Source organism: Pedococcus sp. P2_E5, assembly GCF_056403895.1.
In genome coordinates, this window is record NZ_JBFUEP010000036.1 from 14,247 (window position 1) to 27,918 (window position 13,672).

Sequence of the window (13,672 nt, forward strand, 5' to 3'; positions counted from 1 at the left end):
GGGATTCCTGGGTTCACCGACGGCGAACGGCACCGTCGGCCCGCGCGGGTGGTGGACCGCACACTGCGTCATTTGACTGGGGTGTCAGCGGTTCGCGGTCGTTAGCCTCGGAACGTCCCTCCCGTGAGGGACCGTCGCGACGCAGGGTGCCCGGGGCCTGACGGCTCCCAACCGGGGTGTGCCCGTGGTCCGGGCCGCTCCCGTTCGTCCCACCTCTTCGCACAGGGGAGCGAAGCCATGAACCTGTCCACCATCGCCGCCGCGTCCGCCTCTGTCCCGGTCACCAAGCTCGGTCAGGACACCGCCCTCGCCAAGGAGGTCCAGACCCGGCTCGCCGCCCTGGGCTGCCTCGACCCGCCCGCCGACGGGCAGTTCGGGTCGGCCAGCAAGCTCACGCTGTCGCGGTACGCCAAGCTACGGGGGTTCGCCTTCAAGGACGCCCTGTCGCCGCAGATCGCCAAGGGGCTGCTCACCGACAAGGCCGACGCCATCCTGCCGCTGCGGCTCAGCGGCGACTTCGCCAGCCGCATGGTCCGCTACCTGCAGGTCCAGAAGTTCTTCGTCGCGCGGCTGCCGGGGTTCTTCAACATCGTCTATGTCGAGGGGTCCGACGCGAACGGGCGACACAACGCCGACACCTTCAACGTGTTCAACGACCGCCGGACGGTGTTCCACTTCGACAAGTTCGGCAAGCCGGTCATGGACCTCAACGTCCTGTGCACCACCGAGCCCGGCCGCTTCTTCACCCAGCACCCGCTCAACCCCGACGGTGCGGCGCGGATCGCGTTCGGCCAGTACAAGTCGTGGGCCGTCGGGATCCACCACCCGGAGCTCACGGCACCGCGACGCCACGAGGCGCTCGTCCAGGTCGCGAACGTCAAGATCTTCCGCGACAAGAACAAGGACGGGATCCGGCCGGGCGACAAGCAGTTCACCGTCGGCAGTGGGGCAGGCATCAACCAGCACTCCGGCCTCAACCAGCCGGCCGGGGACATCGGCAAGCTCAGCGCTGGGTGCCTGGTCGGCCAGAACGACGCCGAGCACAAGAAGTTCATGAAGGTCCTCCGCGGCGACCCACGGTTCGTCGTCAACAACCACTACAAGTTCATGACGACGGTCATCGCCGGGGACGACCTCGACAAGAAGGTGCCCTGAATCGGCCGTTTTGCGCCCACGACGCATGCCGAAGCACCGCAGATGTTCTAGGCAGAGTCATGGCGTCGGTGGAGGCGGGGAGCAGGCGGGGAGCCCTAGCGTCGATTCACGCCGCGCCATGAGCAGGGCGGCCATCTGCAACCGAAGGAGCACCCATGCGCCTCAAGCGTCTGATCATCGTCCCGGCGGCAGCCGGGGTTCTCGTCCTCGTCGGGGTGTCAGCCGCCAGTGCCGGCGAGATCACCGGCAACGGCAAGCCCACGCAGGGCCCCGCCCACGCCAACTCCATCTGCACGTTCTCAGGACTGGAGGACGGCGAGGACCTTCCCCCCGGCTCCCCGTCCGGTCCCGGCGCACCGCCCCAGAACTGGGGGCACGTCCAGCAGGCTGAGCGGGCCGCGGGCGCCACTCCGGCCGATCTCAAGGCGTCCGGCTTCCAGCCCGGCGACTCCTGCAACGGTCACCGCGGCTTCTTCGCCGGTGGTGGTGGCGAGGAGCCGTAACACGCAGCGCGGGGAGGGAACTCGCATCCAGCTTGCGGCGCGCATCCTCGCTGTAGCAGGGCTACTGGCTTCCTCCTCTGCCTGAACACGACTGAGCCCACTCTCCCCGACGGGGAGGGTGGGCCTCGTCATGTGGTGCCGTTGGCAGCATCTGGGACCGGGGTCGATCGTGCCGATACCCGGCTGATACCGGGGCAGCACCAGCCTGGAACCACCTCGTGTCAGAACGGTCTGACCACGGGAGGTCCGGCACTCAGGTCGACCGCCCTCGACCCTCGAAGGAACCGATCATGTTCACCACTCGCCGCACCATCACCACCACGATCGCGCTGGCCAGCCTGCTCCTCCTGGGCACTGGCTCCCTCCCCGCCACCGCCCGCCAGGACGCGGGCCCGACCGTCGTCCACACCATCCCCGACGACGGCCGCTGCCCCCTCACCCGGGTGGGGACCCAGTTCGTCAAGTGCGACGACCTCACCGGCAACGGCGTGTCGGCTCCGGGCTGGATCCCTCGCGCCTGAGCGACTCATGACGGAGAAGAACTCGGGAATCACTCTTGCCGGGGCGCGGAGGTGGGAGCAGTGTTAGCCGTGACGGTAGCGCCGTCGGGGCGCCGCCCCGAGCAGAGGAGTTTCGTCGTGTATGCACGTACCACCACCGTCCAGGCAGACCCCTCCAAGATCGACGACGGGATCGCCAATGTCCGTGACGAGGTCACGCCGGCGATCACCGCGATGGATGGATGTGTCGGGATGTCGATGCTCGTGGACCGCGCGTCCGGACGCTGCATCGCCACGTCGTCGTGGGAGTCAGAAGCCGCGCTGCGGGACAGCGCAGACAAGGTCCTTCCCCTCCGGGATGCAGCAGAGCTGGCCCTGGGTGCCAGCACCAGCACCGTGGACACGTGGGAGGTCGCAGTCGTCCACCGCGACCACGCCATGCCCGACGGCGCCTGCGCCAGGATCACGTGGCTGAGCGGGATGGCCGACCACGCCGAACGTGCCTCTGACGTCTTCAGGATGGCCGTCCTGCCCAGGGTTCAGGAGCTCGATGGCTTCTGCAGCGCGAGTCTGCTCATCAGCCGCGAGACCGGCAGAGCGGTGGGCACCGTCACCTTCGAGCGGCGCGAGCAGCTCGAGGCCAGCCGTGATGCCGCTGCCAGCATTCGCGAAGCAGCCAGCAGGGACATCGGAGCGACGATCGACGACGTGATGGAGATGGAGGTGGCGCTCGCTCATCTCCACCTCCCTGAGATGGTCTGACAGCAGCGGCGTCAGGCACAGCCTGCCGGGGTGGTCCGTGCTCGCCCCCGGACCACCCCGCGCTCACGTCCAGCCTCAGTTCGCCTCGTACTCCGCGATCAGCCGCTGCGGAGCAACGCAGCGCCAGGCGTCCTCGATGATCTCCTCGACGTGCGGCCAGTCGATGTCGTCGATGTCGAGGTAGACCCCCACCCACCCGCGATGACCCACGTACGGCGGCCGGAAGTAGCGACCCGGCTCCGCTGCGACCAGCGCGGACTGCACCCCCTCGGGTGCAGCCGTCCAGATCGCTGTGCGGTGGTCATGGTGCTCCTGCGCCGCCATCACGAACGTCTTCTTCCCACCGGCGAACCAGCAGGGTTCGCCGTGCGACTCACGCTGCTCCGTCGCCGGGAACGCCAGACACAGCGACCGCACCCTCGCGAGCGGTGACCCGTCCCGGATCTCGCCACGCGGCACGTGACTGTCTGTCGCGGTCCTCGGGGCTCCGGGCCTCGCTCCTTCGTCGCTCGTGTCCTCCCCCTCTCGTCGCCGCTCCGTGTCTATCTCTCGAGCCAGGCGGACGCGATGGTGGCCGAACCCACCACGCGCGTCCCTTCGTAGAGGACCACGGACTGGCCGGGAGCCACCCCGCGGAGTCGGCCCGACAGGCGCACCTCCACGTCGTCCCCGGACGCCCACGCCTGCGCCGGCACTTCCTCGCCGTGCGCGCGCACCTGGGCGCCCACCTCGACGACACCCTCGGGCGGCGGCCCGCACCATCGGGCGTGGTCACCGCGAATCGCGTTGACCCCCAACAGGTCTGACGTGCCGATCATGACCCGGTTGGCGGCCGCGTCCACCGACACGACGTAGCGCGGGTCGCCGTCCATGACCGACCGGTCGAGACCCAGCCCGCGCCGCTGACCGACGGTGTAGGCATAGGCACCCTGGTGCGCGCCAACCACTTCGCCGGACGACGCGTCGACGATCTCGCCGGGCTGCTCCCCCAGCCGAGACGTCAGCCAGCCACGGGTGTCACCGTCGGCGATGAAGCAGATGTCGTGGGAGTCGGGCTTGCTCGCGACGTAGAAGCCGCGCTCCTTGGCCTCGGCGCGGATCTCGGGCTTCGCCGTGTCACCGAGGGGGAAGAACGCCCGGTCCAGCTGCTCGGCGTCGAGCACGCCCAGCACGTAGGACTGGTCCTTCGCCATGTCGACGGCACGGTGCAGCTCTCGGCCGCCGTCGTCGCGCTCGACGACCTGCGCGTAGTGACCGGTCGCCACCGCGTCGAAGCCCAGCGCGACCGCCTTGTCGAGCAGGGCGGAGAACTTGATCTTCTCGTTGCAGCGCAGGCAGGGGTTGGGAGTGCGTCCGGCGGAGTACTCCGCGACGAAGTCCTCCATCACGTCGCGCTTGAACCGCTCGGCCATGTCCCAGACGTAGAAAGGGATTCCGAGCACGTCGGCCACGCGGCGGGCATCCCCGGCGTCCTCGATCGTGCAGCAGCCACGCGCCGACTCGCGCAGCGTAGCGGCACTCTGCGACAGGGCGAGGTGCACGCCGACGACCTCGTGTCCCGCGTCGAGCATCCGTCCTGCGGCGACGGCGGAGTCGACCCCGCCGGACATCGCGGCGACAACCCGCATCAGTCGGTCCACCCGCTGGCCCGCCGGGCGCGGTCGATCGCTGCCGGCAGCGCGGCCAGCACGGCGTCGACGTCGGCATCGGTGGACGTGTGGCCGAACGTCAGGCGCAGCGCGCCCCGCGCCGAATCCTCGGGGATCCCCATGGCCAGCAGCACGTGCGACGGCTGCGGCACGCCGGCCTGGCACGCCGAACCGGTCGAGCACTCGACCCCCGCGGCGTCGAGGAGATAGAGCAACGAGTCGCCTTCGCAGCCCGGCACGAGCAGGTGGGCGTTGCCGGGCAGCCTGTGTATGCCGTCGCCGGCCTCCCAGGCGCCCGTCGCCGTGATGTCGTAGCCGAGATCCATCGCCGAGCGGATCAGCCTGTCCCGCAACGCCATCAGCCGCGGCGCCTCCACCGAGATGGTGGCGACGGACTCCTCCATGGCGACGGCGAAGGAACGGATCGCGGGGACGTCGAGGGTCCCGCTGCGGATCTGTCGCTCCTGTCCCCCGCCAAAGGTCTGCGGCACGACCACTGCGTCGCGCCGCACGAGCAGTGCACCGACGCCCAGCGGCCCACCGACCTTGTGGCCGGTCACCGTCATCAGGTCGGCTCCGGACTCGGCGAAGTCCACGGGGAGGTGTCCGGCGGCCTGCACCGCGTCGGTGTGGAACGGCACCCCGAACTCATGGGCGAGCGCCGCGAGCGCCGCGACGGGCTGCACGGTGCCGACCTCGTTGTTGGCCCACATGACGGTGACCAGGGCCACCGAGTCCGGGTCCTCCTCGATCGCGGCACGCACCGCGTCGGTCGTGATGAAGCCCAGCGCGTCCGGCTCCACCCACGTCACCTTTGCGCCCTCCAGGGCGACCAGGTGCTCGACGCAGTCGAGGACGGCGTGGTGCTCGATCGCGCTGCACACGATGCGCACGCGGCCCGGGTCTGCCTCGCGCCGCGCCTCGAACGTGCCGGCGACGGCCAGGTTGTCGGACTCGGTGCCCCCGGAGGTGAACACCACCTCCGACGGCCGCGCTCCGAGCGCCTTGGCCAGCCGCTCGCGCGACTCCTCGACGACGCGGCGGGCCATTCGGCCAGAGGTGTGCAGCGAGGACGCGTTGCCGGTCGTGGCCAGCTGGTCGGCCATCGCCGCGATGGCCGACGGGAGCATCGGCGTGGTGGCGGCATGGTCCAGGTAGGCGGTCACCGTCGAAAGTTTACGCGTCAACCGCTCAACCTTCGGCCGGACTGTGGCGTTGGGTACGTCAGCGGGCGACGAACCTCGGCCGCCACCGAGTACAGGACTACCGTCAGGGCTCGGCACGGTCTGGTGGAAGGGGGCAGGGTGCATCAGGGCCAGGAGGCCGCGTTCGAGCAGTTCGCCGAACGCGCCATGCCCCGACTCCTGCGGACGGCCTGGCTCCTGACCGGAGACCCGACCCGGGCGGAGGACGTCGTGCAGGAGTCGCTCGTCCGGCTGTTCGGGGTCTGGTCGAGGGTCCGTCACGACGAGCCCGAGGCCTACTGCCACCGCATCCTGCGCAACCTCGTGGTCAGCACGTGGCGCAAGGATCGCCGGCTCGTGCTGGTGGCGGACGTCCGCGACGACGTCGACGGGCGCACGGCGACCGACGACGCCGGCACGCGACTCGACCTCGTGCGAGCCCTCCAGGAGCTGCCGGCCCGCGAGCGCGAGGTCGTGGTCCTGCGGCACTACGCAGACCTGTCCGAGCGCGCGGTCGCCGAGCTGCTCGGGGTCAGCGTCGGCACCGTGAAGTCCTCCTCCTCGCGTGGGCTCGAACGCCTGCGAAGCCTCATCTCCGACAAGGGGGAAGCCCATGTCCAGTGACCTCGACCTCATCGAGCGCCTCCGCACCGACCCCGCCCCGGCCATGCACGTCTCCATCGCGGACGTCCTCGCCCAAGGCCGTCGACGCCAGCACCGGCGGACCGCCCGGTGGCTTGCTGCCGGTGCTGCGGCGGCCGCCGCCGCGGCCCTGGTGGTGGTCGTTGCGCTCCAGCTGGCCGGTCCCGCACGCACGGCGCCACCCGCAGGCACCCCGAGCGGCATCTCTTCCGGCAGCTACGTCTGGCAGCCCGCGCAGCCCGAGCTCTCAGGTGCGGCGACCATCGTGGCGTCCGGGGTCTCCTACGCCCTGCGGGTTGACGGAGGCGTGATGACCGTCAAGGTCGCCCGTGACGGTGCGGGCGCGGCGACCCTGAGCGCCGCCCTGCTCAGCACCGGGGCGGCGTGGCGGGAGGTCGACGGCACATCGGGGCAGCGCGTCCTCGTCGGGGTCGTCCCCGGCGAGGCCGAGGACGTCGTCTACGAGCCCAGCGTCGCCGCCTCAATGGCCGAGCACACCGTGGTGACGCGGGCGGCCGGTGACTTCACGGCATACGTCATCTCGTTTCCCGTGCCACAGAACGTGACCACGATAGCCAGGGACGTGGGCTGGCTGACAACGAGTGCGGGCATGCCCACCTGGGCCCTCAGCGACGGCGGGGGCAGCGCGGGTCTGGCGCTGCACATGGACGGTGAGGCGCCCTCGCTGCTGCCGCCGTACGACGTGACCGTCACCGGACCGCCGTCGACGACCACGCCGCCGAGGAAGGCCGTGGAGCTGACCATCTCGCTGGGCGAGGTTCGCATGGGAGCGCCCCTGACGGCGAGCGTCGACGCAGGTGCCGTCGTCGCGGGGTCCGGGGGGCTCCAGACCCAGCTCGTCGGCGCCGACCCCGAGACCGCCTTCGGCTACGCCACGATCTCCCTGGCCGACGGCCGGTCCCTGGTGTGGGGAGTACTCCCCCAGGGGATCAAGTCCGTCCGGCCGACGGTGGAAGGCGGGGTGCGGGTGGGCATCCCGGCGCTCGCCAACCTCGTGGTCCTGCCGTACACCGTGTTCGCCGTGCTCGTCGAGGGCAGCCCTGAGCAGGTGGTGGGCCTCCACGCGGAGTTCGCCGGTCGCCCCGGTGGCATCAGCGTGACCCGGTAGCGCGGGGCCCGACTGTTTTCCTGACCGTCCCTTTACCAACCGCGGCGTAACCGCACCCGCATCCCTTCGTTGGACACGGCATACCGACCATCGTCGTTGCTGGTCCACGAAGGGAACTACATGCACACCCCGAACAGAACCCGGGCAGTCGTCGCGACGGCCGCCACGGCCGCCACGGCCGCCCTGGCCGCCCTGGCCCTCGCCACGCCCGCTTCGGCTGGCCTGCTGTCCTCAGGCCTGCCACGCCAAGGTGCGTCCCTCGCGCCGGTCCAACCCTGGCTGGCTTCGCAGCTGGGCGTGCTCAAGGCCGCCACCCCGACCACCGTCCTCGTGCACGGCACCGACACCGCGGCCGCCACCCAGGCCGTGCAGGCCGTTGGTCTGCGCACGGTGACGACGTTCGACAAGGTCGGCGTCGTCGTGGCCACGGGACTGCCCGCCCAGGTGCAGGCGGTTCGCTCGCAGCCCGGCGTGACGTACGTCGAGGGCAACCAGCCCATCGAGATGCTGCTGTCGACCTCCAACAAGGCCACCCGCGGCGACGAGGCGCGCACCACCCTCACCGGCGCCAACGGCACGGCCCTGGACGGCAAGGGCGTCTCCGTCGCCGTGATCGACTCCGGTGTCGACCCGACGCACCCGTTCCTGAAGAACCCCGACGGCACCTCCGCCGTGGTCAAGAACCTCAAGATGGTCTGTGAACCGCTGACCGAGAGCACCTGCGCCCCCGTCGACGCCGGCTCGGCCAACACCGACCTGCTGTCGGGTGGCGGCCACGGCATGCACGTCAACGGGATCGTCGCCGGTCGCGACGTCACGCTGTCCGACGGCACCAAGATGCACGGCGCCGCCCCCGGCTCGAGCCTGGTCAGCATCAGCACCGGTGCCGTGCTGTTCATCATCGGCGCCGACGCGGCCCTCAACTGGGTGCTCGAGAACCACAACGCCCCGTGTGGCGCGGGCGTCGCGGCCAGCACCTGCCCGCCGATCAAGGTGACGTCGAACTCCTACGGCCCCAGCGGTGGTGGCGCGTTCGACCCGAACTCGGCCACGGCCAAGATCCAGCGTGCCCTGGTCAAGGAAGGCGTCGTCTCGGTCTGGGCCAACGGCAACGACGGTGGCGACGGGTCCGAGGACCTGTCCAACCCGCCCGGCAAGGACCCCACCCCCGGCATCCTGTCGGTCGCCTCGTTCTTCGACCGGAACACCGGCACCCGGGACGGCACCGTGTCGGACTTCTCGAGCCGCGGCAAGGCCGGCAACCAGTCGACCTACCCGGACATCTCGGCGCCCGGTGAGGACATCACCAGCTCGTGCCGCGTCTACCTGCCGATCTGCTCCTCCGGGCTCGACCCGAAGGACGGCGGCGACTACAACACGATCAGCGGCACCTCGATGGCCACCCCGCACATCTCGGGCATCGTCGCCCAGCTGTTCCAGGCCAACCCGAACGCCACCCCGGCGCAGATCGAGGCGGCCCTGGAGACCACTGCGTACAAGTACGCCGACGGTGCCGCCTACGAAGCCGGCACCAACGGCACGACGAGCTTCGACAAGGGCCACGGCCTTGTCGACGTCGTCGCTGCCGCCAACGCCATCCGCTAGCAGCCAGCGGAGGGTCGCGAGGTTCCCGGGCCCTGTGAGGGGGACCCGGGAACCTCGTCCGGAACCTGCGTGCGCACGGCGCAGACCGGGGGAACGCCTCGGACCACCCCCTGTGGTCCGGGGCGTTCTCGGCGCCCGGCCACGCGGCATACGCCACTCGTGGGCATGCCGGGTGGCCGGCACCCGCCCGCTTCTCGGTGTGCCGGGTGGCCGGCCCACGCCGAAGGCCCCCGACCAGCTGGTCGGGGGCCTTCGGCGTGGCGTGAGCGGTGCTCAGCCCGGGTGGGTGTCAGCCCTTCGGGGCCTCAGCCCTTTGACGCGTTGACGGCCTCGGTGGCCTGCGGGAGGACCGTGAACAGGTCACCCACGACGCCGAAGTCGACGAGCTCGAAGATCGGGGCTTCCTCGTCCTTGTTGATCGCGATGATCGTCTTGGAGGTCTGCATGCCCGCACGGTGCTGGATGGCGCCGGAGATGCCACACGCGACGTAGAGCTGCGGCGACACCTGCTTGCCGGTCTGGCCGACCTGCGAGGTGTGCGGGTACCAGCCGGCGTCGACGGCGGCGCGCGAGGCGCCGACGGCGGCACCGAGCGAGTCCGCGAAGGTCTCGACCGGCGAGAAGTCACCGCCGGTGCCACGACCACCGGAGACCACGATCGCGGCCTCGGTCAGCTCAGGGCGGCCGGTGGCCTCCTTGGGCTTGGACTCGGTCACCTTGGCGCCCTTGGCAGCTTCGGAGATGGTCGGCTCGAACGCCTCGTCGGCGGCAGCGCCGGGAGCCTCCTCCGGAGCGGCCGAGTTGGGCTTGACCGTGATGATCGGGGTGCCCTTGGTGATGGTCGACTTCACGCTGTAGGAACCGGCGAAGACCGACTGGGTGGTGGACACGCCACCGCCCTCCCCAGCCTGCACGTCGACGGCGTCGGTGATCAGACCGGAGTCGGTCTTGATCGCCAGGCGCGCGGCGATCTCCTTGCCGGCGGAGTTGCTCGGGATGAGCACCGCGGCGGCGGAGGTCTTCTCGACGAGCTGCGCGAGCAGCTCGGCCTGGGGCGCCACGAGGTAGTCGGTGACATCGGCGTTCTCGACGCGGTAGATCTTCTCCGCGCCGTACTTGGCCAGCGTCTCCTTCGCAGCGTCGAACCCGGGGCCGACGAAGACGGCACTGGGCTCGCCGAGGCGGCGGGCGATGGTGAGCAGTTCTGAGGTGGTCTTGCGAACGGTGCCGTTCGCGTGGTCGACCAGGACGAGTACTTCAGCCATGAGTGGTTCCTCTCTTCTGTTCTGGCCGGCTCAGATGAACTTCTGCGCGGACAGGAACTCCGCGAGCTTGGTGCCGCCGTCGCCGTCGTCGGTGACGATCTGGCCCTGCTCGCGCGGGGGGCGCTTGGTGAACGACTCGACCTTGGTCCAGGCGGCGTCGAGGCCGACCTGGGAGGCGTCGATGCCGAGGTCGGACAACGCCCACTCCTCGACCGGCTTCTTCTTCGCCGCCATGATCCCCTTGAACGAGGGGTAGCGCGGCTCGTTGATCTGGTCGGTGACCGACACGAGCGCGGGCAGCGTCGCGACGATCGTCTCCGAGGCGGCGTCACCGTCGCGGCGGATCGTCACCGTGGAACCGTCGACGGACAGCTCGGACGCGAAGGTCACCTGCGGCAGGCCGAGGCGCTCGGCGAGCATCGCCGGGACGACGCTCATCGTGCCGTCGGTCGACGCCATGCCGGTGATGACGAGGTCAGGCGTGCCGGTCTTCTTGATGGCCTCGGCGAGGACGAGCGAGGTCGCCACGGCGTCGGAGCCGTGGATCGCGTCGTCCTTGACGTGGACCGCCTTGTCGGCGCCCATCTGCAAGGCCTTCTTCAGCGCGTCGGCAGCCTGGTCCGGGCCGACGGTGACGACAGTCACTTCGCCTTCTCCGGCCTCCACGAGCTTGAGGGCCTCCTCGACGGCGTACTCGTCGAGCTCGGACAGCAGACCGTCAACGCCCACCCGGTCGGTGGTGTTGTCGGACTCGTTGAACGTGCGGTCGGACTGTGCATCCGGCACGTACTTCACGCAGACGACGATGTTCATGAACTGATCGTCCCCTTCTTGAATGGGTGTCGATGGGATCGAAATTGGGTCAGGTGCCATCMTTACAGCCCGTGCCCGGAATCGACACGCCAGCACCGCGTGACGCTCACCACGAGGCACCCCGCGCAAGTCCGCAGTCGCGCAGGAGGAGTGACGGTGCCCACACCACAGGTGCACCACGATCGCGCAGCCGGGCGGCCAGCGATGAAGACGGTGGACTCTCGTCCGAACTCGGCGGTGCCCTGCACGTAGACAGGGGTCAGCTACCGGCGAGACACTCGGTGCCGGTCGTCCTTGCGACCACGTCATGGGAGGGAGCGGGCCATGTGGTGGTTGTGGATCCTGATCATCGTCGCGGCAATTGGCGTGCTGGTCTTGGTGCTCAACAGACGCGGCACCTCAACGGGCGACCCGAGCTACCGGCCGGACGACCCCCGATCCGGGCAGGGACTGGGCAGCAGCCCTCCGGGCCAGTGGGGCCCGGGGGACGGCGGAGGCGGCCTGTAGTCAGACACGGTGCGCCCGCAGTCAGAGCATGGCGAGGGCCTTGGCTAGCCCCTTAACCGGTGGCTAGGCCAAGACCTTCGGTCACCATTCAGTGGCAGTGGAAGAACTCGTGGACCGTGCCGTCGGGCCGCTGGTTGAAGTGGTTCACGCTCTGGTTCGAGAAGGTTGAGCCGTCCGAGCCTGTTCCGCGCACGCTGAACGTGAACGTCCCGTTCACCGTTGACCCGTTCGCGTTGAAGCCGCCCCAGACAGTGAACTTGCCGGTGTAGCTCGGCAGGGCCGGGTCCTCGAGCGGTGTCGCAGTGAAGGTGCCCGTCTGCGTGAACGTCTCGTGTGAGCGGCCGTCGTCGAAGGCGGTCACGTGCTCGATCGAGTTGGCCGTCGTCGTGATCGTGTACAGCGCCCCGCCACCTTCACAGGTGGGGACGACGTCCACGAACGTCTCGACGACCCCCTTCGCGGTGTGGGTCTCGGTGGTGGGTGCCGCATAGGCGGGACCGCCGAGCAGGACCAGGAATCCGGTCAGAAGGACAAGCGAAAGTCGTCGCAGCATGATGGCCTCCCAGGTGGTAGCTGCTTACCCCTGCACGTCGCAGTCTTCGCCGCCCTGTACCCGGACTGCAATAGCTCCTTCTGACCACATCCTTCCGTCGCTGAGCGACCACGGTGGGGATATCTTGACCCCTTGAGACGTCCAGCGCCGAGGAGAGGCTTTCACGTGGCCCCACCATCGGTAGCTCCGCAGGTCGAGCCCCACGTCCTCTCATTGACTGGAGAGCGCACGGCCCCGGGAATCTGGCATGAGAACTACTGGTTCCGTCGCCACGAGGCGGGGTATGCCGCCGTCCCCAGTTGGGTGCCCACATCACCTGGCGTCGTCCTCGACGCCGGCTGCGGCGAGGGGTATGCCGCGGGCCTCCTGCGCCGCGCGTGGCCGGACGTGGGCGTGGTCGGGGTCGACTACGACGCGGCGACCACGGTCCGTGCCGCGCGGACCCACGGAGGTGAGCGGGCGGCATACCTGGGGGGTGCGCTCACGGCGCTGCCGTTGGTGACAGGCGCTGCGGACGTGACGGTCTCGCTCCAGGTGCTGGAGCACATCTGGACGCCGGGCGACTACGTGCGAGAGCTCGCCCGGGTCACCCGACCCGGTGGCGTGCTGGTGCTGTCGACACCCAACCGGCTGACCTTCTCCCCCGGGCTCGGGCGGCGGGACAAGCCCTCGAACCTCTACCACTGCCGGGAGTACGACGCCGAGGAGCTGGCCACCGAGCTGGGTCGGTGGCTGCCCGGGCTCGACGTCACGGTGACCGGCCTCGGCCACGGTGAGCGGCTGCTCGCCCGGGAGTCGACCCATGGGTCCCTCGTGGCAGCCCAACAGGCGCATCCACCCGAGGACTGGGACCGAGAAGTGCGGGCGATCGTCGGCTCGGTGACGGTGGACGACTTCGTCCTGGGTCCACCTGTCGACGGCTGCCTCGACCTCTTCGGCATCGTGAGGCTTGCCCCGTAAGACCTACCGCCGGGGCTCGTCCCGTTGCAAGGGCTATCCGTCGTCGACGGTGCGGCGACCGGTCTTCAGCTGACCCCTGCGCTTCTTGCTCTCGATCCGGCGCCGCTGGGAACCCTGGGTCGGCCGCGTGGGGCGACGCGTCGGTGGATCCGGTGCGGCAGCCTCGCGCAGCAGGGTGACCAGGCGCTGGCGGGCGACCACGCGGTTCTGTCGCTGGGAGCGGTGCTCGGAGGCGACCACCATCAGCCTGCCGCCCACGAGCCTCGGGGCCAGCCGGTCCAGCAGGCGTTCGCGAGTGGCCTCGGGCAGCGCCGCCACGGCTCGGGAGGTGCTCGGGTCGAAGTCGAGCTCGACCCGGCTGTCGGTGGTGTTGACCCCCTGGCCGCCGGGGCCGGAGGAACGGGAGAACCGCTCGACGAGCTCGCCGGCGTCGATGACCATGCCG

The 13,672-nt window shown here is 70.0% G+C and carries 15 protein-coding genes; 8 read left to right on the plus strand and 7 right to left on the minus strand.

The features are described 5' to 3' along the window. Positions 1 to 237 precede the first annotated feature (237 nt). The 4 genes from AC1DVZ_RS13335 to AC1DVZ_RS13350 all read left to right on the plus strand — a co-directional run bounded on the left by AC1DVZ_RS13335 (position 238) and on the right by AC1DVZ_RS13350 (position 2,920). Complete coding sequence (locus AC1DVZ_RS13335) at positions 238 to 1,155, plus strand: peptidoglycan-binding domain-containing protein (RefSeq protein WP_477618682.1); 918 nt, start codon at positions 238 to 240, stop codon at positions 1,153 to 1,155. A gap of 155 nt (positions 1,156 to 1,310) precedes the next feature. Beyond that, the gene (locus tag AC1DVZ_RS13340; RefSeq protein WP_477618683.1) at positions 1,311 to 1,658 is read left to right on the plus strand and encodes a hypothetical protein; all 348 of its coding nucleotides are present in this window, start codon (positions 1,311 to 1,313) and stop codon (positions 1,656 to 1,658) included. A gap of 290 nt (positions 1,659 to 1,948) precedes the next feature. Next, positions 1,949 to 2,179: a hypothetical protein gene (locus AC1DVZ_RS13345; protein ID WP_477618684.1), complete on the plus strand. Its 231-nt coding sequence runs from the start codon at positions 1,949 to 1,951 to the stop codon at positions 2,177 to 2,179. Between the two features lie 117 nt (positions 2,180 to 2,296). Further along, positions 2,297 to 2,920 carry an antibiotic biosynthesis monooxygenase gene (locus AC1DVZ_RS13350; protein ID WP_477618685.1) on the plus strand — a complete coding sequence of 208 codons (624 nt, stop codon included), beginning with the start codon at positions 2,297 to 2,299 and terminating at the stop codon, positions 2,918 to 2,920. Positions 2,921 to 2,995: 75 nt separating this feature from the next. On the opposite strand, the gene AC1DVZ_RS13355 is transcribed toward AC1DVZ_RS13350, so the two are convergent. The 3 genes from AC1DVZ_RS13355 to AC1DVZ_RS13365 form a co-directional block, all read right to left on the minus strand. Further along, positions 2,996 to 3,379, minus strand: a complete 384-nt coding sequence (locus tag AC1DVZ_RS13355) for an MmcQ/YjbR family DNA-binding protein (RefSeq protein WP_477618686.1) — start codon at positions 3,377 to 3,379, stop codon at positions 2,996 to 2,998. Between the two features lie 83 nt (positions 3,380 to 3,462). Beyond that, on the minus strand, positions 3,463 to 4,548 hold the full coding sequence (mnmA, locus tag AC1DVZ_RS13360) for a tRNA 2-thiouridine(34) synthase MnmA (RefSeq protein WP_477618687.1): 1,086 nt from the start codon (positions 4,546 to 4,548) through the stop codon (positions 3,463 to 3,465). Beyond that, complete coding sequence (locus tag AC1DVZ_RS13365; protein WP_477618688.1) at positions 4,548 to 5,735, minus strand: cysteine desulfurase family protein; 1,188 nt, start codon at positions 5,733 to 5,735, stop codon at positions 4,548 to 4,550. The genes mnmA and AC1DVZ_RS13365 overlap by 1 nt, the downstream gene beginning before the upstream one ends. Positions 5,736 to 5,873: 138 nt before the next feature. Here AC1DVZ_RS13365 and AC1DVZ_RS13370 point away from each other — a divergent pair, with 138 nt between their 5' ends. The 3 genes from AC1DVZ_RS13370 to AC1DVZ_RS13380 all read left to right on the plus strand — a co-directional run bounded on the left by AC1DVZ_RS13370 (position 5,874) and on the right by AC1DVZ_RS13380 (position 9,129). After that, positions 5,874 to 6,377, plus strand: coding sequence for a SigE family RNA polymerase sigma factor (locus AC1DVZ_RS13370; protein ID WP_477618689.1), 504 nt, complete (start codon positions 5,874 to 5,876; stop codon positions 6,375 to 6,377). After that, on the plus strand, positions 6,367 to 7,524 hold the full coding sequence (locus tag AC1DVZ_RS13375) for a hypothetical protein (protein WP_477618690.1): 1,158 nt from the start codon (positions 6,367 to 6,369) through the stop codon (positions 7,522 to 7,524). Before AC1DVZ_RS13370 ends, AC1DVZ_RS13375 begins: the two co-directional genes overlap by 11 nt. Positions 7,525 to 7,644: 120 nt before the next feature. After that, complete coding sequence (locus tag AC1DVZ_RS13380) at positions 7,645 to 9,129, plus strand: S8 family peptidase (RefSeq protein WP_477618691.1); 1,485 nt, start codon at positions 7,645 to 7,647, stop codon at positions 9,127 to 9,129. A 305-nt stretch (positions 9,130 to 9,434) separates the two neighbouring features. On the opposite strand, the gene AC1DVZ_RS13385 is transcribed toward AC1DVZ_RS13380, so the two are convergent. From AC1DVZ_RS13385 to AC1DVZ_RS13395, 3 genes are all read right to left on the minus strand, one after another. Then, positions 9,435 to 10,394: an electron transfer flavoprotein subunit alpha/FixB family protein gene (locus AC1DVZ_RS13385; protein ID WP_477618692.1), complete on the minus strand. Its 960-nt coding sequence runs from the start codon at positions 10,392 to 10,394 to the stop codon at positions 9,435 to 9,437. 30 nt (positions 10,395 to 10,424) lie between these two features. Next, positions 10,425 to 11,207 carry an electron transfer flavoprotein subunit beta/FixA family protein gene (locus AC1DVZ_RS13390; RefSeq protein WP_477618693.1) on the minus strand — a complete coding sequence of 261 codons (783 nt, stop codon included), beginning with the start codon at positions 11,205 to 11,207 and terminating at the stop codon, positions 10,425 to 10,427. 595 nt (positions 11,208 to 11,802) lie between these two features. Continuing rightward, entirely contained in the window at positions 11,803 to 12,267 is a 465-nt protein-coding gene (locus AC1DVZ_RS13395; protein WP_477618694.1) for a hypothetical protein, read from the minus strand. Between the two features lie 165 nt (positions 12,268 to 12,432). On the opposite strand from AC1DVZ_RS13395, the gene AC1DVZ_RS13400 reads away from it, so the two are divergent. After that, positions 12,433 to 13,227 carry a class I SAM-dependent methyltransferase gene (locus tag AC1DVZ_RS13400; protein WP_477618695.1) on the plus strand — a complete coding sequence of 265 codons (795 nt, stop codon included), beginning with the start codon at positions 12,433 to 12,435 and terminating at the stop codon, positions 13,225 to 13,227. 33 nt (positions 13,228 to 13,260) lie between these two features. Here AC1DVZ_RS13400 and arfB read toward each other — a convergent pair whose 3' ends face one another. Further along, positions 13,261 to 13,668: an alternative ribosome rescue aminoacyl-tRNA hydrolase ArfB gene (arfB, locus tag AC1DVZ_RS13405; RefSeq protein WP_477618722.1), complete on the minus strand. Its 408-nt coding sequence runs from the start codon at positions 13,666 to 13,668 to the stop codon at positions 13,261 to 13,263. Positions 13,669 to 13,672 lie beyond the last annotated feature (4 nt).